Source organism: Pseudomonas sp. GW821-FHT01D09 (assembly GCF_059422465.1).
Map to the genome: position 1 here is coordinate 1 of NZ_JBWKWY010000011.1, position 25,329 is coordinate 25,329.

Below are 25,329 nucleotides of genomic sequence, written 5' to 3' on the forward strand. Positions count from 1 at the left end.
GGCAAGCCCGCTCCCACATTGGAATGCATTTTAAATGTGGGAGCGGGCTTGCCCGCGATGGCGGCGTCACGGTTGGCGCAAGACTTGCTATGTAAACATCACAGGTAACCAACGGCGGTTGCCCCTCCACGACAAAGACGTCGCACATCCGGTTGGCCCAGGCGAACCCGGTGGCGGCGTTTTTTCGTTTCGGTGGGGCGGCCCTGGCCGGCCGTTCCATCACCAGGCCTTCTACAAGATCCCCCATCTGAGGTGCGTGATGAAATCAAGCTTCTGGAAATCCGGGCACACCCCGACCTTGTTTGCCGCGTTCCTGTATTTCGACCTGAGTTTCATGGTCTGGTATCTATTGGGCCCGCTGGCGGTACAGATCGCCGCCGACCTGCAACTGACCACCCAGCAACGCGGGCTGATGGTTGCCACACCGATCCTGGCGGGGGCGATCCTGCGCTTCTTGATGGGCATGCTGGCGGACAAGCTGTCGCCCAAGACCGCCGGCCTGATTGGCCAGGTGATCGTGATTGTGGCGCTGTTCTGTGCCTGGAAGCTGGGGATCCACAGCTATGAACAGGCGCTGCTGCTGGGGCTGTTCCTCGGCATGGCCGGGGCCTCGTTTGCCGTGGCCCTGCCACTGGCGTCCCAGTGGTACCCCGCCGAACACCAGGGCAAGGCCATGGGCATCGCCGGCGCCGGCAACTCCGGCACCGTGTTCGCCGCCCTGCTGGCGCCGTTGATCGCCGCCGCCTTTGGCTGGAGCAACGTGTTTGGCTTTGCCCTGATCCCGCTGATCCTGACCCTGCTGGTCTTCGCCTGGCTGGCGCGCAATGCGCCCGAGCGACCGAAAGCCAAATCCATGGCCGACTATTTCAAGGCCCTGGGCGACCGCGACAGTTGGTGGTTCATGTTCTTCTACAGCGTGACCTTCGGTGGTTTTATCGGCCTGGCCAGCGCCCTGCCCGGCTACTTCAACGACCAATATGGCTTGAGCCCGGTCACTGCCGGCTACTACACCGCCGCCTGCGTGTTCGGCGGCAGCCTGATGCGGCCCCTGGGCGGTGCCCTGGCCGACCGTTTCGGCGGGATCCGCACCTTGCTGGGCATGTACGGCGTGGCGGCCGTGTGCATCACTGCCGTGGGTTTCAACCTGCCCAGCTCCTACGCCGCACTGGCCCTGTTCGTGTGCACCATGCTCGGCCTGGGTGCCGGTAACGGCGCGGTGTTCCAACTGGTGCCCCAGCGCTTTCGCCGGGAGATTGGCGTGATGACCGGGCTGATCGGCATGGCCGGCGGCATCGGCGGTTTCGCCCTGGCGGCAGGCATGGGCGCAATCAAGCAAAGCACCGGCAGCTACCAGTTGGCGCTGTGGCTGTTCGCCAGCTTGGGCGTGCTGGCATGGTTCGGCCTGTACGGCGTGAAGCGGCGCTGGAGGACCACCTGGGGTTCGGCAGCCGTCACCGCAGCGCGGGTCTGATGAGCCTGCAACTGAGCGTGGCCCAGGCCAGCGCCATCGGGCCACGGGCGGAAAACCAGGACGCCCTGCGCCTGGTCACCCCGGCCCCGGAACTGGCCGCGAGCAAGGGCTATCTGTGTGCTATCGCCGATGGTGTCAGCCAATGTGCCGACGGCGGCCTGGCCGCGCGCTCGACCTTGCAGGCCCTGGCCCTGGACTACTATGCCACGCCGCAGACCTGGGGCGTGGCCCAGGCCCTGGACCGCTTGTTGCTGGCACAGAATCGCTGGTTGCAGGCCAATGGTGGCGGCCAGCCGTTGCTGACCACCCTCAGCGCCCTGGTGTTTCGCGGGCAGCGCTTTACCCTGGCGCATGTCGGTGACTGCCGGGTGTATCGCTGGTTCGATGGCGAACTGCTGCGCATCACTCAAGAGCATGTCTGGGAGCAACCGGGCATGCAGCATGTGCTCAAGCGTGCCCTGGGCCTGGACCAGCATCTGGTGGTGGACTTTCTCGACGGCGAACTGCACCAGGGCGAATGCTTCCTGCTGCTCAGCGACGGTGTGTGGTCGACCCTGGCCGATCACAGCATCCGCGCGATCCTGCGCGAACAGGCCGACCTGGACCTGGCCGTCACTACGCTGGTCAACGCCGCGCACCTGGCAGGCAGCCAGGACAACGCCAGCGCCCTGCTGGTGCGCATCGACCAGCTCGGCGCTGCGACCCTGGGCGATGCACTAGCACAGTTGCAGCAATGGCCGTTGCCGCCACCGCTGAAGGCCGGGCAAGCCTTTGAAGGCTGGCAGGTGGAACGCGTGCTGGCGCACAGTCGCCAGTCGTTGCTGTACCGGGTGCGCGATGCCCAGCAGCAACCCTGGCTGCTGAAAACCCTGCCCCTTGGCCACGATGATGATCATGACGCCGGCCAGGCCTTGCTCGCAGAGGAATGGTTTCTGCGCCGGGTGGCCGGGCGGGCCTTTCCTGAAGTCCACCCGGCCGGCGGGCGTCAGCATTTGTACTACGTGATGCGTGAATACAGCGGGCAGACCCTGGCCCAACTGTTCCAGCAGCAAGGCCCGTTGCCGCTGGCGCAATGGCAGTCCATCGCCGAGCGTTTGCTGCGCGCGGTGGGCATGCTGCATCGCCGGCAAATCCTGCACCGCGACATCAAGCCAGAAAACCTGCTGCTGGGCGATGACGGCGAACTGCGGGTGCTGGATTTTGGCCTGGCCTATTGCCCCGGGTTATCCGAAGACCGTGCCCACCTGCTGCCGGGCACCCCCAGCTTTATCGCTCCCGAAGCCTTCGGCGGCGAACGTCCGACTCCGCAGCAGGATTTGTACAGCGTCGGCGTGAGCCTGTATTACCTGCTGACCGGGCACTATCCCTACGGTGAAATCGAAGCTTTCCAGCGGCCCCGGTTCAACACGCCCGTCAGCGCCAGTCGTTATCGCCCGGACCTGCCCGACTGGTTGCAGCAGAGCCTGGAGCGCTCGGTGGCTGTGCAAGCCGATCAACGTTACGAAACCGCCGAGGAGTGGCTGCTGGTCCTGGAGCAGGCCGAGCGCCGCGAACTGAGCCTGCGCCCGCGGCCGCTGCTGCAGCGCGAGCCGCTGAAGGTCTGGCAAACCCTGGCATTGGTGTCGGTGCTGATCAACCTGGTGTTGCTGTATCTGCTGTCCCTGTAACCCGATGGCCCAATTCTGGGCAGCGCGCCTTCAAATGGTGCGCAAAAGCCTTGCCGCACCGGCCCAGACCCCAATAACCCCGGCTTTTCACGACTTGGCACAAGCGCTGCATTAGCTACCCCAATACCCCCACATACAGCCCACCCTTCAACGACGAAGGTGGGGCTTTCCCGAGAGAACGGGACCAGGACAAAGGCGTCCTCGCTAGGCAACTAGCGGGACGCCTTTTTTGTTTGCGCGTGATTGGTCGAACCACTGCGGAGAACGACATGAAAAAACTCAAACTGGTGATGATCGGCAACGGCATGGCCGGGGTTCGCACCCTTGAAGAACTGCTGAAACTGAGCAGCGAGCTGTACGACATCACGGTCTTTGGCGCCGAGCCTCACACCAACTACAACCGCATCTTGCTCTCGCCGGTGCTGGCCGGGGAGCAGACGTTTGAAGAGATCGTGCTCAACGACCTGGACTGGTACCTGCAACACAACATCAAGCTGCTGCTCAACCGCAAAGTGGTGCAGATCGACCGGGTCAAGCGCAAAGTCATCGCCGAAGACGGCAGCGAGGCCGAGTACGATCGCCTGCTGATCGCTACCGGTTCGACCCCGTTTATCCTGCCGATCCCCGGCAACACCTTGCAGGGCGTAATTGGCTACCGCGACATTGCCGACACCCAGGCCATGATCGACACCGCCAAGACCCACAAGCACGCGGTGGTCATCGGTGGCGGCCTGCTCGGCCTGGAAGCCGCCAATGGCCTGATGCTGCGCGGCATGCACGTGACCGTGGTGCATATCGGCGAATGGCTGCTGGAACGGCAACTGGACAAGACCAGCGGCCAGTTGCTGCAAACCGAGCTGGAAAGCCGTGGCCTGGTGTTCCGCCTGTGCGAACAGACCCAGGCCCTGCATGACGCCGGCAACGGCCGCGTAGGCTCGGTGCAGTTTAAAAATGGCGAGGTGATCCCGGCCGACCTGGTGGTGATGGCCGCCGGTATCCGCCCCAACACCGAGCTGGCGGAACAGTCCGGCATCCCGTGCAACCGTGGGATTCTGGTCAACGACACCATGCAAACCTACGACCCACGCATCTATGCCATCGGCGAATGCGCCAGCCATCGCGGGATTGCCTATGGCCTGGTGGCACCGCTGTTCGAGCAGGCCAAGGTCTGCGCCAACCATCTGGCGCAGCTGGGGTTCGCCACTTATAAAGGCTCGGTGACCTCGACCAAACTCAAAGTCACCGGCATCGACCTGTTTTCTGCCGGCGACTTCATGGGCGGCGAAGGCACCGAGACCATCACCTTGTCCGACCCCATCGGCGGCGTCTATAAAAAGCTGGTGATCAAGGACGACATTCTGGTCGGCGCCTGCCTGTACGGCGACACCGCCGATGGCGGTTGGTATTTCCGGCAGATCCGTGAGAACCATGGCATTGGCGAGATCCGCGATCACCTGATGTTCGGCGAAAACGCCCTGGGTGATGTGGGCCACCAGGGCCAGGACAAAGCCATGAGTATGGCCGACAACGCCGAAGTCTGCGGCTGCAACGGGGTGTGCAAGGGCACCATCGTCAAGGCGATCCAGGAACAGGGCCTGTTCAGCGTCGATGAAGTAAAAAAGCACACCAAGGCTGCCAGCTCCTGTGGCTCCTGCGCCGGCTTGGTGGAGCAGATCCTGATCAATACCGTGGGCGGCGCCGCCGACGTCAAGCCCAAAAGCGAAAAAGCCATTTGTGGCTGCAGCGACCTCAACCACGGGCAAATCCGCCAGGCCATCCGCGACCAGCACCTGCTGACCATCGCCGGCACCATGAGCTACCTGAACTGGCGCACGCCCAATGGCTGCGCCACCTGCCGCCCGGCCTTGAACTATTACCTGATCTCCACCTGGCCAGGCGAAGCCCGGGACGACCCGCAGTCGCGCCTGATCAACGAACGGGCCCACGCCAATATCCAGAAAGACGGCACCTATTCGGTGGTCCCGCGGATGTGGGGCGGTGTGACCAACCCTTCCGAACTGCGGCGGATTGCCGATGTGGCCGACAAGTACAACGTACCGATGGTCAAGGTCACCGGCGGCCAGCGCATCGACTTGCTGGGCATCAAGAAACAGGACCTGCCCGGGGTGTGGAAAGACCTCGACATGCCATCCGGGCATGCCTACGGCAAATCCATCCGTACCGTGAAGACCTGTGTCGGCAGCGAGTTCTGTCGCTTCGGCACGCAGAACTCCACGCAACTGGGCATTGAGCTGGAGCATGACCTGTTCAATATGTGGTCGCCCCACAAGGTCAAGCTGGCGGTGTCCGGGTGCCCGCGCAACTGCTCGGAAGCCGGGATCAAGGATGTGGGAATAATCGGCGTCGACTCGGGGTGGGAGATGTATATCGGCGGCAACGGAGGGATCAAGACCGAGGTCGCGGAGTTTTTCGTCAAGCTCAAGACCGCCGAGGAAGTACGTGAGTACAACGGCGCTTTCCTACAGCTGTACCGCGAAGAAGCCTTCTACCTGGAACGCACGGTGCACTACCTGCAACGGGTGGGCATGGACCATATCAAGAAGGCCGTGCTGGAAGACCCGGCGCGGCGCCAGGCGCTGAACGAACGCCTGCAGTTCTCCCTGTCGTTTGAACAGGACCCGTGGAAAGAGCGCCTGGAACAGCCGCTGCTGAAGAAGGAATTCGACACCATCGCCGTCAAACAGCTGGAGGTAGTGCTATGAACTGGCTGGATATCTGCGCCCTCGAAGAAATCAATGCCCTGGGTTCGCGCATCGTCAGCGGCCCGAAAGGGCAAATTGCGATTTTTCGTACCAGTGACAATGAAGTCTTCGCCCTCGACGACCGCTGCCCGCACAAGGGCGGGCCGCTGTCCCAGGGGCTGATCTATGGCAAACGCGTGGCCTGCCCGCTGCATAACTGGCAGATCGACCTGGTATCCGGTGAAGCCCAGGCCCCGGATATCGGCTGCGCCCATCACCACCACGCCCGGGTGGAAAACGGCCGGGTGATGCTGGCCCTGCGGGACGCCGGTTGATGAGCCGCCAGGTCACGGCATCGACCTGCTGCTACTGCGGGGTCGGCTGCGGCGTGTTGATCGAGCATGATGGCACGCAGATCCTCGGGGTCAGCGGCGATCCGACGCACCCGGCCAACTTCGGCAAACTGTGCAGCAAAGGGGCCAGCCTGCACCTGACCGGTGACCTGACGGCACGGGCGCTGTACCCGCAGTTGCGCCTGGGCAAAGACCTGGCCCGCAGCCGCACCGACTGGGACACCGCCCTGGAACACGCGGCCAATGTATTCGCCGACACCCTCGCCGAACATGGCCCCGACAGCGTGGCGTTCTATATCTCCGGGCAACTGTTGACCGAGGACTACTACAGCTTCAACAAACTCGCGCGGGCCCTGGTGGGCACCAACAATATCGACAGCAATTCCCGGCTGTGCATGTCCTCGGCGGTGGTCGGCTACAAGCGCAGCCTGGGTGCCGATGCGCCGCCGTGCAGCTATGAGGACCTGGAGGTCAGCGATTGCGTGATGATCGTCGGCAGTAACATGGCCTACGCCCACCCGGTACTGTTTCGCCGGTTGGAAGAAGCCAAGGCGCGCCGACCCAATATGAAAGTGCTGGTCATCGACCCCCGGCGCACCGACACCTGTGACTTGGCGGATCTGCACCTGGCGATCCTGCCGGGGACTGATGTGGCGTTGTTCCATGGGATTTTGCATCTGTTGCTGTGGGAAGGCTGGATCGACCGCGACTTTATCCAGGCCCACACCGAGGGTTTGGTCGAGTTGAAACGGCTGGTCCACGACTACACGCCGCAGATGGTCACGCAAGTGTGCGGGATCAGCGTTGAGCAACTGCGCCAGTGTGCAGAGTGGCTCGGGACTTCGCCGAGCTTTCTGTCGTTGTGGTGCATGGGGCTGAACCAGTCCACCGCCGGCAGCGCGAAAAACAGTGCGCTGATCAACCTGCACCTGGCCACCGGCACCATTGGCCGCCCGGGTTGCGGGCCCTTTTCCCTGACCGGCCAACCCAACGCCATGGGCGGCCGGGAAACCGGTAGCCTGTCAAACCTGCTGCCGGGCCATCGCGAGGCCAGCAACGCCGAGCACCGCGCCCAAGTAGCCACCTACTGGGGGGTTGAACAACTGCCATCCAGCGTCGGTTTGACCGCTATCGAACTGTTCGAGCAGGTAAACGCCGGCAAGATCAAGGCACTGTGGATCGCCTGCACCAACCCGGCGCAATCACTGCCAGACCAGAACAGCGTGCGCCAGGCCCTGGCCGCGTGCCCGTTCGTGGTGTTGCAGGAAGCCTTCCGCACCACAGAAACCGCCGCCTTTGCCGATCTGTTGTTGCCGGCGGCCAGTTGGGGCGAAAAAGACGGCACGGTGACCAACTCCGAACGGCGTATTTCCCACGTGCGCCAGGCCATTGCCCCACCGGGTGAAGCGCGGCCGGACTGGGCGATTACCGTGGATTTCGCCCAACGCCTGGAGCGGCGCTTGCGACCTGGCCTGCCCAGCCTGTTTGCCTTTGAGCAACCTGCGCAGGTTTTTGACGAGTTCAAGATGTTGACTCGTGGTCGGGACCTGGACCTGTCGGGCATCAGCCACGCCCTGCTCGACCGAATCGGCCCGCAGCAATGGCCGTTTCCCACAGAGGCGCAGGCTGGCACGCCACGGCTGTACATCGACGGCCGCTTCCCGACTGCCAGTGGCCGTGCGCAGTTTGTCGCCGAGCCATATCGCGCCGCCAAGGAGCAACGTGATGCGCGCTTTCCCCTGACCCTGATCACCGGCCGCCTGCGTGACCAATGGCACGGCATGAGCCGTACCGGCACGGCGGCGCAGCTCTTCGGCCATGTCGGCGAAGCCTTGCTCAGCCTGCACCCGGACGAGTTGCGCCGGCACCGTCTCAAGGAGGGCGATCTGGTCAACCTCAAGAGCCGTCGCGGCCAGGTGATTGTGGCGGTGACCCGCGATGACAGCGTACGACCCGGCCAGGCATTCCTGCCCATGCATTGGGGCGATCGCTTTCTCAAGGGTGGCGTCAACACACTGACCCAGCCGGCGTTCGACCCCTTGTCGAAACAACCGGAGCTCAAGCACAGCGGTGTGCGCCTGGAAGCCGTGCAATTGCCCTGGCACTTGTTCGCGCTGATCGAGGGCGATGTGCAACAACACTTTGAAGCGTTGCGCCCCCTGTGCGAGGGTTTTGCCTATGTCAGCCTGAGCCTGGCGGGGCGCGAGCGGCCTGCCCTGCTGGTGCGGGCGGCACATAGCGAAGCGCCGGATCTGCAACGGCTCCAGAACATCGACCAATTGCTGGGGCTCAATGACGGCCCAGTCATGGCCTATGACGACCCACGGCGCTCCATCGGTAAACGGGTAAAGATCGAAAAAGGCCGGATTACCGCAATCCGCCTGGCCGGCGAAACCCTCGCCCGCCACTGGCTGCAAAACCTGTGGCTGGAAGGCCGGGCCGACGAGCAATTACGCCGTTGGCTGCTGGCACCGCTAAGCGCGCCGCCCGGTGGTGGAGCGACCCGTAACAGAATTCTCTGCAACTGCAAAAACGTCAGTGAAAGCGCGATAGGCGCCGGCATTGACCGTGGCTTGGACCTGGACGGGCTGAAACAAGCATTGGGCTGCGGCACGCAATGTGGTTCCTGCGTGCCCGAAATCAAACGGCTATTGGCGAGCACTTCGCAACCAATCGCCATCAGTGTGCGAGGGCAATACCGATGAACGCAAAAATCTGGCTGGTGGGCGCAGGCCCAGGTGACCCGGAGTTGTTGACCCTCAAGGCGGTACGCGCCCTGCACGAGGCCGATGTGGTGCTGATTGATGATTTGGTCAACCCGGCGGTACTTGAGCATTGCCCCGGGACACGGGTGATTACCGTCGGCAAGCGCGGGGGGTGCCGTTCCACGCCTCAGGATTTCATTCATCGCTTGATGCTGCGTTATGCACGCCAGGGTAAATGCGTGGCGCGCCTGAAGGGCGGCGATCCATGCATTTTTGGGCGAGGTGGCGAAGAGGCCAGCTGGCTGCGGGCTCGTGGGGTGAGCGTGGAATTGGTCAATGGCATCACGGCTGGCCTGGCGGGTGCAACCCACTGCGACATACCGCTGACGTTGCGTGGAGTCAGTCGTGGCGTAACGCTTGTCACCGCCCATACCCAGGACGACAGTAGCCTAAATTGGCGGGCACTGGCCGAGGGTGGCACGACACTGGTGGTCTACATGGGTGTGGCGAAGCTTTCAGAGATTGCCCAGCAGTTACTGGAAGGTGGGATGGCCGCAGACATGCCGGTGGCCATGATCGAGAACGCCTCGCTGCCCCAGCAGCGCGAATGTCGCAGCTCCCTGACGCGTATGCAGGAGGATGCTAAAGCGTTTGCCTTGAAGAGCCCAGCCATCCTGGTGATCGGCGCAGTAGCAGCCACAGCCGTAGAAGCCGCCTTGCTGGCCAGCGCCTGAGGCAAATGGCAGGCGAAAAAAAGCCCGGCCTAAGCCGGGCTTTTTTCTAGCACTCAGTAATTACTGAGCTTGAGCTTCAACCGACGCTTCTACACGACGGTTAACAGCACGACCAGCTTCAGTTGCGTTGTCAGCAACTGGGCGGGATTCGCCGTAACCAACCGAAGTGATACGGCTAGGAGCTACGCCATCTTTAACCAGGACTTGCTTAACAGCGTCAGCACGACGCTGGGACAGCTTCTGGTTGTAGGCGTCTGGACCGACGGAGTCAGTGTGACCAGCAACTTCTACGTTGGTAGCTGGGTACTGAGCCATGAAGTCGGCCAGGTTTTTCACGTCGCCGTAGCTGTTAGGCTTAACAGTGGCCTTGTCGAAGTCGAACTTCACGTCCAGCTCAACACGAACAACCTGAGCAACCGGAGCTTCTGGCTCTGGAACTGGCTCTGGAGCTGGTGCTGGGGTAGGAGCTGGAGCTGCTGCGCCAGCGTTACCGCCGAAGTTTACGCCCAGGCCGACCAGTGCGGAGTAATCCCACTTGCCGTTGTCCAGACCGTAGTCAGCTTCAACACCGGCACGAGCGTACAGGTTGTTGGTGAAGTAGTACTTAACACCGGTGCCGATGATGGCTTGAGTGGTCTGATCGCGACCGCTGTGACCGTCAGCCAGTACGTTGGTACGGCTCTGGTGACCGAAACCGCCTTCTACGTATGGACGCAGGCTGTCAACGCCAGCCTGACCGAAGTGGTACTGAGCAGTCAGGCTGCCGGTATCACCTTTGATCTTCTGGTTGCCAGTACCGTCGTTCGAACGGGTGTGGTTGGTCTTGTCGTAGGACAGGTTCAAGGACAGGTCGTCGGTCAGGAAGTAACCGATGCGAGCGCCAGGATTGAAGCCGTCTTCGATGTGCTTGACGCTATCGTTGTACTGCTTCTTGTAGAACAGCTCGCCTTCAACTGCGCCTTGGCCTTGTGCCAGAACGCCGAAAGAAGTAGCGGCAATAAGAGAACCAATGGCCAAGCCCAAGGTGTTTTTCAGTTTCATCCGTTAAATCCCCATCTGGTGATTGTAAAGCAGTCCCACATACCGGGGGACAACTCGGCGACAAGTCTAACAGAACTTGCCTACACGTAAGAGATATTTGCACCGAACTAAGTTTCAGTACTGTCCGCAAATTTCTCACGTAATTTATCAAGAGCACGCTTGTAACGCATTTTTGTAGCACTCAAACCCATATGCATAATGTCAGCAATTTCCTGAAATTCCAGTTCTGCGACAAATCGTAGCACCAAAATTTCCCGGTCAATTGGATTCACATGCACCAACCAGCGATCAAGCCCGCCCTTCTCCTCGGGTGCCGGCGTCTTTTCTTCAGACGCCTCCTCAAGGGGGTCGAGGCTCAAGGCGTCCATCAAGCGACGCTTTCGCCGTTCCTTACGATACTGCGTGATGCACTCGTTGTACGTGATGCTGTACAGCCAGGTTTTGAACTTCGATTTGCCCTCGAAGTTCTTCAGGCCATACAACACCTTGAGCATCACTTCCTGACAGACATCATCCGCATCACGATCGTTCCCTAAATACCTTGAACAAACGTTGAACAGAGTGCGTTGATACCTGCGCATCAATTCTTCGTACGCGCGTGTTACGTGAAACAGCTCCGTGTGCGAGCGCGCGACCAACTCCTCATCAGAGAGCTCACGGGGGTCATAGCGCGTGGACAGCGTTTGGGCTTTATTCAAAACAAGTCGTGCCGACAGTCAGGTCAATGTCCGCCACTGCCTGGGTACCCAGGTTTGCGGCGGCGTACATTAGCAGGATTTACCGGGTTAGCGGCTATTGACCTGCTGTTCCAGCAGAACCCGATTGGACAGCGACACTAGTTCGCCATCATCGGTCAGCACCGTAGTTTTCACCGTGCCGATCTCTTCAATCTGCCCTTCGACCTCGCCAACACGCACGTATTGCCCAACCTGATACAACTCACGCACATAGATTCCCGCAAGAATCTGCCCCGCAATTCCCCGACTTCCCAGCCCCATCGCCAACGCAACGGCCAGACCAACGGTAATCAAAACGATCACAATCACATGGTTGAGCAGGTCAGTCTTGACCTCCAACTGGCTGATCGCCACCGAAATACTGATGATGATCACCAGCCCCTGAGCGATTCGCCCCAGGCCGCTGGCATAATCCAGGCCCACCCCTTCGGCAGCGCCGCGCACCAGCCCATTGGCCAGTTGCGCCAGCAAAACCCCCACCAGCAACACCAGCGCGCCGCCGAATACTTTCGGCAAATACAGCGCCAGCATGTCGAGCGTAGCTGAAACTCGCTCAAGTCCAAGGGATTGAGCCGCAGAAACCAGGAAAATCAGCAAAACAAACCAATAGACGATCTTGCCGATCAGGGTCGAGATCGGTACTTGCAGCCCGACGCGCCCCAGCAGCTTGGTCAATCCGGTGCCCGCCATCAAGCGATCGAGGCCCAGCTTGGCGAGCAATTTGGAGAGCAGGGTGTCGAGCAGCTTGGCCACGACAAAACCCAGCAACACCAGCACCAGCGCACCAAACAGGTTGGGAATGAAATTCGCCACCTTGGTCCACAACGCCGTCATTGCAGTGACCAGACTCTGCGTCCAGAGATCAAGTTCCATATTCAATCAGCCTTATCAACAGTGCGAGCAATAGGTTTACGACGAGAAACAGGTGATACATGGGCCGAACCATTGTTCAGCGCCATCATCAGTGCCGGCACCCAGCGGCCGAGCAGACCAAACAGGTCGCCCGCGCCTACCTGGCGGTTGGCAGTTTTCAGTACGCGGCCCAGGCAGGCATCGTCGTCCCGGTTGGACGGCGAAGCGTTAAGCATGTCACGCAGAGACTGTTCAAACGGATCGTGCATAGGGACCTCTCGCAAGTGATTTAAAAGACGAGGGCAAAATTCGTCGGGTCACATGACCTCTCCCACCATTCAGGTCACGTTCAGGTCAAACCCAGCGTAAACGTCGGAATAACCACCACTGCCCAAGGGCCACCGAGATCATCAACAGGCAGGCCACCGCGAAGCCATAGGGGCTCTCGGAGAACGGAATGCCACCCACGTTGATCCCCAGCAACCCTGTCAGAAAACTCATTGGCAAAAAGATCCCGGTGATGATCCCGAAGCGGTACATGGTGCGGTTCATGCGCACGCTTAAACGCCGATCCTCGGCCTCCAGCACCAGCCCCACGCGCTCCCGGCTCAGTTCCAGCTCTTCCAGGTAACGGGTCAGGCTGTTATTCAATTCATTCCAGTAGTCGGCATCGTCATCGACGAACCATGGCAGTTTTATGCGTGTCAGTTGCGCGAAGATATCGCGCTGCGGTGCCAGGAAACGCTTGAGCGCGGCGGCACGCCGACGGATCTGCAGGACACTGCCATGTTCCGGGGTATACCGTTCGTCGGCATCCAGTTTTTCTTCTTCGATATCGACGATTTCAGACAGGTCGCTGACCAGATCCTGCACTTTATGGGTCAGGTACTGCGCCATGTACAGGATCAGCTCGGAAGCGCTCCTGGGGCCTTTTCCATCCGCCAACTGCACCAGCAACTCGTCGGTGGCGCGCAAGGGCCGCAGGCGCAGGGAGATCACCCGGTCAGCCGAGGCAAAGATACGCACCGACACCATGTCTTCCGGCTCAGCCCCAGGGTTGAGGTTGATCCCGCGCAAAAACAGCAACAACTCGTCGTCCGGCAACGGCAATAGCCGTGGGCGGGTGTTCTCCTCCAGCAGCAGATCACAGGCAAACTCGCTCAGGCCACTGGCTTGGCGCAACCAGGTCTGGGTCTGGGGGTGACTGCGATCCCAGTGCAGCCACAGGCTTTCCTGGGGCTGCAGTTGCAGGTCGTCAAGCTCAGTCCGGGCAATCGAACGCGCACCGCCTTTACCGTCCAGCACCAGGGCATGCACCAGCCCCCACTGCGCGTTTTCTTCCTCGAACATCCTCACCCCTGTCGGCTACTGCAATTATTCAGGCATTTTCAGCGGGCTGGGCGAAACAATCACGCCATTGTTATCGGCGTAGACATATTCACCGGGACGGAATGTCACGCCGGCAAAGGTCACGGCCCCACCCAGGTCGCCCACGCCCTGGCGATGACTCTTCTTCGGGTGGCTGGCCAGAGCCTGCACGCCCAGGTCGGTCTGGGCGAGGACATCGACATCACGCACACAACCGTAGATCACCAAGCCTTCCCAGCCATTTTTCGCGGCTCTTTCGGCGATCATGTCGCCCAGCAAGGCGCAGCGCAGCGAACCCCCACCGTCAACCACCAGCACTTTGCCAGTGCCCTCCAGCTCGGCCTGTTCCTTGACCCGGGAGTTGTCTTCAAAACACTTGACGGTCACGATCTGGCCACCGAAGGAGTCCCGGCCACCAAAGTTGGCGAACATCGGCTCCAGCACCTGTACCAGGTCTGGGTAGGCGTCACACAGGTCGGGGGTAACGTAATGGTTCATCGAAAAACTCCTGTCGGTGAAAGAAGGTGTCGAACATCCACAGCTACATCAGGAAAACGCATCGCAAGGGGCATTCTTTAAGACCTGCCGCCTCACGGGCCGCCATGATCAGACCCACCCGGCTGTAACGCAATAGCCACTGCGCGACTGAATATGACCAAAACATCCCGAAACGTCATATCTTAGCCGCAAGCCATCTCGAGTGAAACGCCCTTGTTAGAGCCCTTGCTCAGACGCTCGCGAGCTCTTGCGCCTGCGCCCCCACCAAAGGTGTCAGCGGATCTTTCAGCCAACGTTGCACCAGTGGCCACACTTCGGCCTGCGCCGCTTTACTGACCAGCATCTCCACATGCCCGAAATCACCGCTGAACCCTTGCTTGCGTCCCAGGCACAGGTATTGACGGTGCGCGCTGCCCACTTGGTCAAACAGCTTGCGGCAGGCCCAGTCCGGGTCTTGATGATCACCAGCGGCACTCACAGCCAAAAGCGGCACATCGACCTCGGCCAGGCCTTTCCACCAGTCGCGCTCGGCATCGCCAAAACGCCCGAACAAACCGTGCCAGCGCATGCTTTCCAGGGCCAGGCCGATGGGCTCGTCTTCCGGGCCACGCTTGAGCCGCGAACCGGAGAGCAGGGCAAAGCGCTTGAGGATCAAGCGCCCGCCCCACTCCACCGGCGGAATTTTCAACGGCCAGTAAGTGCGACTGACCTGGCAGCCAAACAGCGCCACCGACGCCACTGCCGGCGCGCCCAGATACTGGCCACCCAAGGCTGCCGCCAGGGTCGTGCCACCCAGCGAGTGGCCGATCCAGTGCGGGATCTGCGCGCTTTGCTCACGCACAAAGGCGGCAATGGCGGGCAAGTCGTAACGAGCATAGTCGGCGACACGATTTTTGGCATAGTCCTGGTTGCGTCGGGAAAGCCCATGGCCGCGCATCTCCGGGATCCATACATCAAAGCCCTGGCGCGCCAGGTACGCCCCCAGGCCAATGCCCTTGGGCGAATACCAGAAGCGCCGATTGGAAAAGCTGCCATGCACCAGCACCACCGGTATGCCACGGCTTTGCGCGACATCGGCCAGGCCCAGGCGCGTCACCGCCAGTTCTACGGTGCCGTCGGGGCTGTTGCCAGGCTTGAGGCGATAGACATCTTCACTCAGGTCGCCACGACGTTCAGCACTGATCAAGGCGACGGGAAACAGGTTGCTGCTGCTTTGCATAATCTTCTTGCACAAAAAAGGGCGGCGTCCGGTAGGAGTTCCGCCCTGTACAGAATGAGAAATGCCGGCCCGCCACACTGGCTGGCCGGCAGATGGCAATTACGCCGAGGCTTGGCCTTCAGCCAGGAAGAACCAGGTTTCCAGCACAGAATCGGGGTTCAGCGAGACGCTTTCGATACCCTGTTCCATCAGCCATTTGGCCAGGTCCGGGTGATCGGAAGGGCCCTGGCCGCAGATACCGATGTACTTGCCGGCCTTGTTACAGGCCTGGATGGCGTTGGCCAGCAGCTTCTTGACCGCCGGATTTCGCTCGTCAAACAGGTGCGCGATGATCCCGGAGTCGCGGTCCAGGCCCAGGGTCAACTGGGTCAGGTCGTTGGAGCCGATGGAGAAACCGTCGAAGAACTCCAGGAACTCTTCGGCGAGGATGGCGTTGGACGGCAGCTCGCACATCATGATCACGCGCAGGCCGTTTTCGCCACGGGTCAGGCCGTTCTCGGCCAGCAGGTCCACGACCTGGCTCGCTTCGCCCAGGGTGCGCACAAACGGCACCATGATCTCGACGTTGGTCAGGCCCATCTCGTTGCGCACACGCTTGAGGGCACGGCATTCGAGCTCGAAGCAGTCACGGAACGCTTCGCTGATATAACGCGAGGCGCCACGGAAGCCCAGCATCGGGTTCTCTTCTTCCGGCTCGTAGAGCTTGCCGCCGATCAGGTTCGCGTATTCGTTGGACTTGAAGTCCGACAGGCGCACGATGACTTTCTTCGGCCAGAAGGCCGCCGCCAGGGTGCTGATGCCTTCCACCAGCTTCTCGACGTAGAAGCCCACCGGGTCGTTATAGCCGGCGATGCGCTTGTCGACGCTGTCCTTGATCTCTACCGGCAGGCCGTCGTAGTTCAACAGGGCCTTGGGGTGCACGCCGATCATGCGGTTGATGATGAATTCCAGGCGGGCCAGGCCTACGCCGGCGTTCGGCAATTGCGCGAAGTCGAAGGCACGGTCGGGGTTGCCGACGTTCATCATGATCTTGAACGGCAGGTCCGGCATGGCATCGATGGAGTTCTGCTTGATATCGAAGCCCAGCTCACCTTCAAAAATGAAACCGGTATCGCCTTCGGCGCAGGACACGGTCACGCCCTGGCCATCCTTGAGCAGTTGGGTGGCGTTGCCGCAACCGACCACTGCCGGGATCCCCAGCTCACGGGCGATGATCGCCGCGTGGCAGGTACGCCCGCCACGGTTGGTGACGATGGCGCTGGCGCGCTTCATCACCGGTTCCCAGTCCGGGTCGGTCATGTCGGAGACCAGCACGTCACCCGGCTGGACCTTGTCCATCTCGGACACGTCCTTGATGATCCGCACCTTGCCGGCGCCGATGCGCTGGCCGATGGCACGGCCTTCGACCAGTACGGTACCGGTTTCTTTCAGCAGGTAGCGTTCCATGACATTGGCCGAGGTGCGGCTCTTCACGGTTTCCGGGCGGGCCTGGACGATGTACAGCTTGCCATCGTCGCCGTCCTTGGCCCATTCGATGTCCATCGGGCACTTGTAGTGCTTCTCGATGATCATCGCCTGTTTGGCCAATTCGCTGACTTCGGCGTCGCTGAGGCAGAAGCGCGCACGCTCGGCCTTGTCGACATCAACGGTTTTCACCGAGCGACCGGCCTTGGCCTCGTCGCCGTAGATCATCTTGATGGCCTTGCTGCCCAGGTTGCGGCGCAGGATCGCCGGGCGACCGGCTTCAAGGGTGTGCTTGTGCACGTAGAACTCGTCTGGGTTGACCGCGCCTTGTACGACGGTTTCACCCAGGCCGTAGGCGCCGGTGATAAACACCACGTCACGAAAGCCCGACTCAGTGTCCAGGGTGAACATCACGCCGGCAGTACCGGTTTCCGAACGCACCATGCGCTGCACGCCGGCAGACAGGGCCACCAGCTTGTGATCGAAACCCTGGTGTACACGGTAGGAAATGGCGCGGTCGTTGAACAGCGAGGCAAAGACTTCCTTGGCCGCGCGGATGACGTTTTCCACGCCACGGATGTTCAGGAAGGTTTCCTGCTGGCCGGCGAAAGAGGCGTCGGGCAAGTCTTCGGCGGTGGCCGAGGAACGCACGGCGACGGCCATGTCCGGGTTGCCGGCCGACAGGGTGGCGAAGGCGGTGCGGATTTCGGCGTTGAGCTTCTCGGGGAACTCGGCTTCCATGATCCACTGACGGATCTGCGCGCCGGTCTTGGCCAGGGCGTTGACATCATCCACGTCCAGGGCATCCAGGGCAGCGTGGATCTGGTCGTTGAGGCCGCTCAGTTCGAGGAAGTCGCGGTATGCCTGGGCCGTGGTGGCGAAACCACCGGGCACCGAGACACCAGCGCCCGCAAGATTACTGATCATCTCGCCGAGGGATGCGTTCTTGCCCCCCACATGCTCTACATCATGGACGCCGAGCTTATCGAGGGAAACTACGTACTCTACCAAGGTGATCTCTCCACTAACTGTGTTGGAAAAGCTCAGGGCGCCGGCGGCTCAATAGGAGCATTTACCGGCGTTTGTGGCCTGGACCTGGAAAATAAGTGAGAATGCGGCCCACTGTGGGACGGCAAAATCGCGCCTATCATATCCAAGATTCGTCATCAGCTTAAGGCCCAAGGCTCAAATGAAACGATCTGCTTTCTTTATCTCCGATGGCACCGGCATTACCGCCGAAACCCTGGGTCAGAGCCTGCTGGCACAGTTTGAAAGCATTACCTTCGCCAAATTCACCCGGCCTTATATCGATAACGTGGATAAAGCGCGGGCCATGGTACAACAAATCAATCTGGCCGCCGAAAAAGACGGTGTGCGCCCGATCATTTTCGACACCATCGTCAATCAGGACATCCGTGAGATCCTCGCGACCTCCAATGGTTTCATGATCGACATCTTCTCGACCTTCCTCGCGCCCCTGGAACAAGAGCTGAGTGAACATTCCTCATACTCCGTGGGCAAGTCCCATTCCATTGGCCATAACTCCAACTACATGGAGCGGATCGAGGCGGTCAACTTCGCCCTGGACAACGACGACGGCGCCCGCACCCACTACTACGACAAGGCCGACCTGATCCTGGTCGGTGTGTCGCGCTGCGGCAAGACCCCGACCTGCCTGTATATGGCCATGCAATTCGGCATCCGTGCGGCCAACTACCCGCTGACCGAGGACGACATGGAGCGCCTGCAACTGCCAGCGGTGCTGCGTACCCATCAGCACAAGCTGTTCGGCCTGACCATTGACCCGGACCGGCTGACGGCGATCCGTAACGAACGCAAGCCCAACAGCCGCTATTCGAGCTATGCCCAGTGCGAGTTCGAGGTGCGGGAAGTGGAAAACCTGTTCCGCCGGGAAAATATTGCGCACATCAACTCCACCCATTTTTCGGTGGAAGAGATTTCGGCGAAGATCCTCGTGGAAAAGGGGGTTGAGCGGCGTTTCAAATAACCTGTGGGAGCGGGCTTGCTCGCGAAAGCAGTGGGTCAGTCAAACATCAATGTTTGCTGGGCCGACGTCTTCGCGGCGATGCGGCGATCCGACAAGCCCGCTCCCACAGGGGATGTTCACTGCTTTGAGCATTGCGTTCGCTTGACTGAACGGCATTGGGGTTTGCCGCAACAAGCCTGCTCAGTTTATAGATGAAACCGGCCCCCCCCCTGCCCCAGCGCCGTGGCCAGCGCATCAAACCCCGCCCTCAGCAACTGATCATCCCCCGACGTATTGCAGATACTCGCCCGGATAAACTGCGGCACCGCCGTCTGCCCCACGGCAAAGGCTTCTGCGGTGGCGATCAGGTAATTGTTCTGCTTGAGTTCCGCCTCGATTTCCGACGCCCGCCAAGGCTCCGGGACTTCAATCCAGAAGTGCGGGCTGTTGGGGTGCGTACGGTATTCCAGGCCGCTCAGCAGGTCTTCGACCAACGCCTTGCGGCGGCTGATTTCGCTGATCTGCTGATGCAACAGATACTCTGCCGTACCGTTTTCAATCCATTGCGTGGCCAACTCCAGGGTCACCGGCGTGGCCATCCAGCAGGTTGAGCGCAAAGCCGCAGAAATACGGCTGACCAGCGCCGGTGGCGCATGCACATACCCCACCCGCAGGCCTGCCGACACCGCCTTGCTCAGGCTACTGATCAGAATCGTACGCTCCGGGGCAAAATGACTCAGGGGCGGCGGACGGTCTTCCACCAGGACACCATGGGCCTCGTCTTCCAAAATCAGCAGGTTGTGCTCACGACAGACCCTGACCAGCGCCTCGCGACGGGCAACCGACAAGACCGCCGTCGTCGGGTTCTGGATGGTTGGCGTGCAATACAGGGCCGAGACCCGGTGATTGCGGCAGACTTCCTCCAGGGCCGCCGGCAACACGCCCTCCTCATCCATTTCCAGGCCGATCAGGCGGATGCCAAGCATCCGTGCGGCAGTAATCAGCCCAGGGTAGGTCAACTGCTCGGTCACCACCGTATCGCCAGCGCGCACCAACGCCATCAAGGCGCACAGCAACCCATGCTGGCCGCCATTGACACAGATGACCTGCTCGGGAATCGGATGAAAGTCGCGCTGCACCAACCATTGCGCGCCCGCCGAGCGGTAGCGGGGCAAACCGGCGTCCGGGGTGTAGGCACTGATGTCCTGCAGGAACTTGGCATTGGTGGCCAGGGTTTCAAAGCCCTGGGCCAGGAACGCGGTCTCCTGCCCCGGGATATGCATATTGCGACTCATATCGAAGTACTGGCGCGGCTCCTCGCTGAAATTGCGAAAACCTTCATCGCGCTGGCGCTCCATCCCACGCTTGCGTACGAACGTGCCGTCACCCACCCGCGCCACCACCAGGCCCAGGCGTTCCAGCTCACCGTAGGCGCGGCTGATGGTGCCGATGGTCACCCCCAAGTTATCGGAAAGCACCCGGTGAGGCGGCAGTTTGCGCCCCGGTTCGATCAAGCCTTCGAGGATGCCCCGCTCCATGACGTCGGACAGGCGTTTGTACTTCACGCCCTGCCCATTGGACAGGCCCTCTCGCATAATTGACACCATGTCAATATTTGTTTTGACAGCCATCATTCGCCCTAATAGTGTGCTTTACGGGTTCAATCACCGGGTGAAACCTCTAATTACAAGTTCAATATAGAGTTCAATTCCGGCTCAGGGAAGCAATAAACGATGCCAATGTCCGCCGTTCTCGAAAATGCCGAAAAAAACAAATCACACAAGCAATGGCTGGCAGGCCTGATCACCAGCGTGATGTTCCTGATTGTCTGCCTGAGCTGGGGCACTACCTGGCTGGGGATCAAGATCGCGGTGGAAAGCGTGCCGCCATTGACCTCGGCGGGCTTGCGCTTTTTGATCGCCTTTCCGCTGTTCCTGTGTTTTGCCCTGGTGCGTCGCGAACCTATCCTGTTCCCCCGGGAAAGCCGCTGGTTCTTCGTCTTCGTGACCCTCTCCTACTTCAGCATCCCTTACTACCTGCTCAACTACGGCGAGATGCACGTCTCGTCCGGCCTCACCGCCCTGCTGTTCAGCTGCATGCCGGTGTTTATCCTGATCTTCTCGGCGCTGTTCCTGCGCGAACGCATCTACTTCTCCCAAGTGGTGGGGATCGGCATCGGCTTCGCCAGCCTGTACATGATCATCAAGAGCCAGGGCCTGCACCTTGACCATGCCGAGTTCTTTGGCGTCCTGGCGATTCTGAGCGCCGCGATCATGCATGCCTTGTGCTATGTCATCACCAAGCAAAAAGGCAGCGCCATCAGTGTGATCACCTACAACACCCTGCCCATCGGGATTGCCGGGCTGATGCTGTTCGTCGCCGGGCTGTGGTTTGAATCGCCGACCTTCGAGGCCATCACCCTGCGCTCCTGGAGCGCCCTGTTCTACCTGGGGCTGGTGGCCTCGGTCGGTGGTTTTATCGTGTACTTCATGCTGCTCAAGCGCCTGAGCCCGATCATCCTGTCGTTCGTCTTCATTATTTTCCCGGTATTCGCCGTGATCATCGGCGCCTGGTACGAAGGCCTGGAACTGTCCCGGGACCTGATGCTGTACTCGGCGATCCTGCTGGCCGGCTTTGCCATCACCAAGTTGCCCATCGAAAAGCTACTGGCCAAGCCCAATTGACCTTTCCCCCACCACGCGAGAGAAACATGGACGTCCTCCGCCAAACCGCCCTGGAACAGATCTACGCCCACGCCAGCCGCACCTACCCCGAAGAGTGCTGCGGCTTTGTCTTCGCCGATGGCAGCGTGTACCTGGGCAGCAATATCCAGAACGAGTTGCACCACAAGAACCCCGAGGCCTACCCACGCAGCGCGGCCAACGGCTACACCTTCTCGGTGACCGACACGCTGCTGATGAACAAGGCCTTTCGCACGGACAACCCGGTGGTGGTGATCTACCACTCCCACCCGGATGTCGGTGCCTATTTCAGCGACGAGGATCAGGACAAGGCCCTCTACATGGGGGAACCGATCTACCCCGTCAGCTACCTGGTGGTGGATGTCCGCCAGGGCAAGGCCCTTGGGTCGAAGCTGTTTGCCTGGGATGGCACGCACTTCGCCCTCAACCCCTTCAACGACCTGCAAACGGAGTTGTACATGAACGCTGTCTCTTTCCCCGACATCCTGGCCCGCGTGGCCAAGTTGCCAGAATCGACCCTCGAGGGTGCCGGATCGACATTGCGCGAAGTCATTGAAGACACCTGCACCCGCTACCCACAACTGCGGGCGCACCTGTTCCACGACAACAACGGCCAGCTCAAGGAACACTTCCTGTTCACGGCCGGGGAAGCGCTGATCGGCCCCGACGAGCCGCTGCCCGAAAAAGCAAAAATCGAAGTGCTGCTCGCCACCTCCGGCGGCATGGACATCGAGCCCCTGAGCAATGAGGAAGTACAGCGCTATGTGCGCCATATCACCCTGCCCGGCGTGGGCCGCGAAGGGCAACTGAACCTGAAGAAAGCCAGGGTGCTGATCATTGGCACCGGCGGCCTGGGTTCGCCCATCAGCCTGTACCTGGCCGCTGCCGGCATCGGCACCCTGGGGCTGGTGGACTTCGATGTGGTGGAAAGCAGCAACCTGCAACGCCAGGTCGTGCATGGCAACAGCACCCTGGGCCTGCCCAAGGTCGAATCCGCCAAGCGCCGGCTGCAGGACCTCAACGCGCATATCCAGATCAACACCTACGACACCGCGCTGAATGCCGACAACGCCCTGGAGCTGGTCGGCGCCTACGACCTGGTGATCGACGGCACCGACAACTTCGAGACCCGCTACCTCGTCAATGATGTCTGCGTGCAGCTGGGCAAGCCGCTGGTGTACGGTGCGATCTACCGCTTCGACGGCCAGATCAGCGTGTTCAATTATCAGGGCGGGCCCTGCTATCGCTGCCTGTACCCCCACGCGCCACCGGCGGAACTGGCGCCCAATTGCAGCGCCGGCGGGGTGATCGGCGTACTGCCCGGCGTGATCGGGATGATCCAAGCCACCGAGGCGATCAAGCTGCTGATCGGCCTGGGCGAATCCTTGTCCGGCCGGTTGATGCGCTTTGATGCCCTGGCCATGAAGTTCAGTGAAATCCGCTTCAAGCGTCGCGCCGACTGCCCGTGCTGCTCCGAGCTGCGTGAAGAACACCCGCCGGCGGCTACCGTGTGTGCCGATGCCATCCGCAGCGCCCCCAGCCTGGCCGCAGAGCACTACATCAAGCCCCAGGTGCTCAAGCAGTTGCTGGAACAGCGCAGCAGCGCCGATATCCTGCTGGATGTGCGCGACGCCAGCGAGCTGGAGGTATGCCAACTGCCCGGCGTGGTCCATATCCCCCTGGCCCAGCTCGACGAACAACTCGACACCCTCAGCCGCGACCACACCCATTACCTGATCTGCTACGCCGGCATCCGCGCCGAGCAAGCCGCCAGTACCCTGCTGGCCGCAGGCTTTGCCAACACCCGGGTGCTTGAAGGCGGCATGAAACACTGGGTACGCGACGTCGAACCCGACATGCCTTTGTACTGATCACAGGCCTTGGGGGGACTTATCCAATGCTGCATAACTCCATACTCGACGCCATTGGCCAGACACCCATCGTGCGCCTGGCCCAATTCTCCGAAGACCTCGGCATCGAGGTCTTCGCCAAGCTTGAATCCCTGAACCCGGGCGGTAGCCACAAGGCGCGAATCGCCCTGGGCATGATCCTCGACGCCGAGCGCCGGGGCATCCTGATTCGTGATTCGGGGCAAACCATCATCGAACCCAGCGGTGGCAACACCGGCATCGGCCTGGTCATGGCCGGCAACGTGCTGGGCTACAAAGTGGTGCTGGTGATTCCCGACAACTACAGCCCCGACAAGCAAAAACTGCTGCGCCTGTATGGCGCCAAGGTGGTGCTGTCGGACAGCCGCCTGGGCAACAACTCCCATGGCGAAAAGTGCATGGAACTACAGCTGGAGAACCCCAGCTTCGTCATGCTCAACCAGCAGCGCAACGGCGCCAACCCCCAGACCCACCGCGATACCACCGCCCCGGAAATCCTCCGCGCCTTTGGCGAACGCCAGGTCGACTACTTTGTCAGCGGTATCGGTACCGGGGGCCATATCACCGGGATCGGTGAAACCCTCAAGGCCGCCTGGCCACGGATCCGCGTGATGGGGGTGGAGCCCGAGGAATGCGACCTGCTCAGCGACCGCCATGCGCCCCACCATATCCAGGGCCTGTCCATCGGCCTGATCCCGAGCATTCTCAACCTGGACGTGCTCGACGGCATGCTCAAGGTCTCGCGCCTCGACTGCCTGGAAATGATGAAGCGCATCATGCGTACCGATGCCATCAGCCTGGGGCTGTCGTCGGCCGCCAATATGGTGGCCATCGCCAGGCTCGCCCCGGAACTGCCCACCGACACCGTCGTCCTGACCATGGTGTACGACAGCGCCGACAGTTATCTGCCCTGTTTCGAATAACGACAATTACGGGGGTGCCTTCCATGGGAGGCTTTATCGACATGCAACAGCTGCACGATGAGTTGCTGACCCACCTCATCAAGACCCTGTCGCCGGCGCAGATGGCACAGTTGCAGCCACACCTGGCGGCGCTGATCCAGCCGGCGGCGCAGGAAGTGGCCGAGGACCTGATCGCCTATGCCTGGCGCGATCCGGCGTCCAGGGGCCGGGGCGAGCTGATCCTGGAGTCCTATGCCTCATTCAAGGCCGTGCTGTATTACCGGCTGGCGCATCGGGTATGGCATTTTTCCGACCCGCTCCACGGCCAGTTCTGCGCCATCGCGCTGACCTTGAGCAACCAGGGCAAGATCCTGTCCGGCGCCGAAATTCACCCGGCCGCCCGCATTGGCCGGCGCTTTGTCCTGGATCATGGCTTCGGCACGGTGATCGGCGAAACCTGCGAGATCGGCAATGACTGCTACATCCTGTGTGGTGTGACCCTCGGCGCCCGGGGCATCGCCAACAACCCGGACGGCAAGCGCCACCCACGGCTGGGCAACAACGTGGAGGTCGGCGCGGGCGCCAGGGTGCTGGGCTATGTGCTGATTGGCGACAACGTGTTTATCAGCCCCTCCTGTGTCATTACCCAGGATGTGCCCGCAGGAACCAAGGTCAAGGTGGTCAACCAGATCCAGTTGCAGAAAAACGACGAGGCAGACGCCAGCCATTACCTTGGGGCGTTTGCCCTCGACGAACGCCTGCATGTGGTCGGCGAAGTCAACACCAGCCACCGGGTCACGGTGCTGGATGCGGACTTCCATCCGTTGTCCAGCCTGGTGCTGGAGCCCACGGTCAAGGAGCGTCATCACCTGCAATTCCGCCTGCGCACCCTGCAGGCCCCCAGCTATCCCCCGCGCCTGCCCCTGAACCTGAAAGTGTGCGGGCCGAAGTTCGAGGTCACCCTGCTTTCCCCGCCAGGGTTGAGCGCAATGGTGCGACGCCTGCTGCAAACCAGCCCACTGATCGTTGGAGGATGAA

At 61.1% G+C, this 25,329-nt stretch carries 20 protein-coding genes; 11 read left to right on the forward strand and 9 right to left on the reverse strand.

What is annotated here, in order from left to right; all coding sequences use genetic code 11:
* Positions 1-259 precede the first annotated feature (259 nt).
* From AC07W7_RS12565 to cobA, 6 genes are all read left to right on the forward strand, one after another.
* Positions 260-1,471 (forward strand): nitrate/nitrite transporter, encoded by a 1,212-nt coding sequence (locus AC07W7_RS12565; protein WP_495039419.1) that lies wholly within the window; start codon positions 260-262, stop codon positions 1,469-1,471.
* Positions 1,471-3,138, forward strand: coding sequence for a bifunctional protein-serine/threonine kinase/phosphatase (locus tag AC07W7_RS12570; RefSeq protein WP_495039462.1), 1,668 nt, complete (start codon positions 1,471-1,473; stop codon positions 3,136-3,138). Before AC07W7_RS12565 ends, AC07W7_RS12570 begins: the two co-directional genes overlap by 1 nt.
* Positions 3,139-3,407: 269 nt before the next feature.
* Positions 3,408-5,861 (forward strand): nitrite reductase large subunit NirB, encoded by a 2,454-nt coding sequence (gene nirB / locus AC07W7_RS12575; protein ID WP_076961200.1) that lies wholly within the window; start codon positions 3,408-3,410, stop codon positions 5,859-5,861.
* Positions 5,858-6,175, forward strand: coding sequence for a nitrite reductase small subunit NirD (nirD, locus tag AC07W7_RS12580; RefSeq protein ID WP_076961199.1), 318 nt, complete (start codon positions 5,858-5,860; stop codon positions 6,173-6,175). Before nirB ends, nirD begins: the two co-directional genes overlap by 4 nt.
* On the forward strand, positions 6,175-8,898 hold the full coding sequence (locus AC07W7_RS12585; RefSeq protein WP_495039420.1) for a nitrate reductase: 2,724 nt from the start codon (positions 6,175-6,177) through the stop codon (positions 8,896-8,898). The genes nirD and AC07W7_RS12585 overlap by 1 nt, the downstream gene beginning before the upstream one ends.
* Positions 8,895-9,632 carry a uroporphyrinogen-III C-methyltransferase gene (gene cobA, locus AC07W7_RS12590; RefSeq protein WP_495039421.1) on the forward strand — a complete coding sequence of 246 codons (738 nt, stop codon included), beginning with the start codon at positions 8,895-8,897 and terminating at the stop codon, positions 9,630-9,632. The genes AC07W7_RS12585 and cobA overlap by 4 nt, the downstream gene beginning before the upstream one ends.
* Positions 9,633-9,692: 60 nt before the next feature.
* Here the strand turns inward: cobA and AC07W7_RS12595 are convergent, their stop codons facing one another.
* From AC07W7_RS12595 to ppsA, 8 genes are all read right to left on the reverse strand, one after another.
* Positions 9,693-10,673 (reverse strand): OmpA family protein, encoded by a 981-nt coding sequence (locus tag AC07W7_RS12595; RefSeq protein ID WP_076961196.1) that lies wholly within the window; start codon positions 10,671-10,673, stop codon positions 9,693-9,695.
* A gap of 107 nt (positions 10,674-10,780) precedes the next feature.
* Complete coding sequence (gene sigX / locus AC07W7_RS12600) at positions 10,781-11,371, reverse strand: RNA polymerase sigma factor SigX (RefSeq protein ID WP_038442311.1); 591 nt, start codon at positions 11,369-11,371, stop codon at positions 10,781-10,783.
* 87 nt (positions 11,372-11,458) lie between these two features.
* Positions 11,459-12,283: a mechanosensitive ion channel family protein gene (locus AC07W7_RS12605; RefSeq protein WP_076961195.1), complete on the reverse strand. Its 825-nt coding sequence runs from the start codon at positions 12,281-12,283 to the stop codon at positions 11,459-11,461.
* A 2-nt stretch (positions 12,284-12,285) separates the two neighbouring features.
* Positions 12,286-12,531 (reverse strand): CrfX protein, encoded by a 246-nt coding sequence (locus tag AC07W7_RS12610; RefSeq protein ID WP_495039422.1) that lies wholly within the window; start codon positions 12,529-12,531, stop codon positions 12,286-12,288.
* A gap of 85 nt (positions 12,532-12,616) precedes the next feature.
* Positions 12,617-13,612: a zinc transporter ZntB gene (locus tag AC07W7_RS12615; RefSeq protein WP_076961194.1), complete on the reverse strand. Its 996-nt coding sequence runs from the start codon at positions 13,610-13,612 to the stop codon at positions 12,617-12,619.
* Positions 13,613-13,636: 24 nt separating this feature from the next.
* Positions 13,637-14,128 carry a ribonuclease E activity regulator RraA gene (gene rraA / locus AC07W7_RS12620; protein ID WP_076961193.1) on the reverse strand — a complete coding sequence of 164 codons (492 nt, stop codon included), beginning with the start codon at positions 14,126-14,128 and terminating at the stop codon, positions 13,637-13,639.
* A gap of 229 nt (positions 14,129-14,357) precedes the next feature.
* A complete protein-coding gene (locus tag AC07W7_RS12625) occupies positions 14,358-15,347 on the reverse strand; it encodes an alpha/beta fold hydrolase (protein ID WP_236309177.1) in 990 nt (329 codons plus the stop codon).
* A gap of 99 nt (positions 15,348-15,446) precedes the next feature.
* Positions 15,447-17,822, reverse strand: a complete 2,376-nt coding sequence (gene ppsA / locus AC07W7_RS12630; protein ID WP_029298284.1) for a phosphoenolpyruvate synthase — start codon at positions 17,820-17,822, stop codon at positions 15,447-15,449.
* 178 nt (positions 17,823-18,000) lie between these two features.
* On the opposite strand from ppsA, the gene ppsR reads away from it, so the two are divergent.
* Positions 18,001-18,819, forward strand: a complete 819-nt coding sequence (gene ppsR, locus AC07W7_RS12635; protein ID WP_076961191.1) for a posphoenolpyruvate synthetase regulatory kinase/phosphorylase PpsR — start codon at positions 18,001-18,003, stop codon at positions 18,817-18,819.
* A gap of 185 nt (positions 18,820-19,004) precedes the next feature.
* Here ppsR and AC07W7_RS12640 read toward each other — a convergent pair whose 3' ends face one another.
* Positions 19,005-20,429, reverse strand: a complete 1,425-nt coding sequence (locus tag AC07W7_RS12640; RefSeq protein WP_076961351.1) for an aminotransferase-like domain-containing protein — start codon at positions 20,427-20,429, stop codon at positions 19,005-19,007.
* A 159-nt stretch (positions 20,430-20,588) separates the two neighbouring features.
* Between AC07W7_RS12640 and AC07W7_RS12645 the strand changes: the two genes are divergently transcribed.
* The 4 genes from AC07W7_RS12645 to AC07W7_RS12660 are packed head-to-tail and all read left to right on the forward strand — an operon-like array spanning position 20,589 to position 25,328.
* On the forward strand, positions 20,589-21,482 hold the full coding sequence (locus AC07W7_RS12645; RefSeq protein WP_162493915.1) for a DMT family transporter: 894 nt from the start codon (positions 20,589-20,591) through the stop codon (positions 21,480-21,482).
* A 26-nt stretch (positions 21,483-21,508) separates the two neighbouring features.
* A complete protein-coding gene (gene moeB, locus AC07W7_RS12650; RefSeq protein ID WP_495039423.1) occupies positions 21,509-23,371 on the forward strand; it encodes a molybdopterin-synthase adenylyltransferase MoeB in 1,863 nt (620 codons plus the stop codon).
* Positions 23,372-23,397: 26 nt separating this feature from the next.
* Positions 23,398-24,312, forward strand: a complete 915-nt coding sequence (locus AC07W7_RS12655; protein ID WP_076961188.1) for a PLP-dependent cysteine synthase family protein — start codon at positions 23,398-23,400, stop codon at positions 24,310-24,312.
* Between the two features lie 23 nt (positions 24,313-24,335).
* Positions 24,336-25,328: a serine O-acetyltransferase gene (locus AC07W7_RS12660; RefSeq protein WP_076961187.1), complete on the forward strand. Its 993-nt coding sequence runs from the start codon at positions 24,336-24,338 to the stop codon at positions 25,326-25,328.
* The last annotated feature ends 1 nt before the right edge of the window (position 25,329 follow it).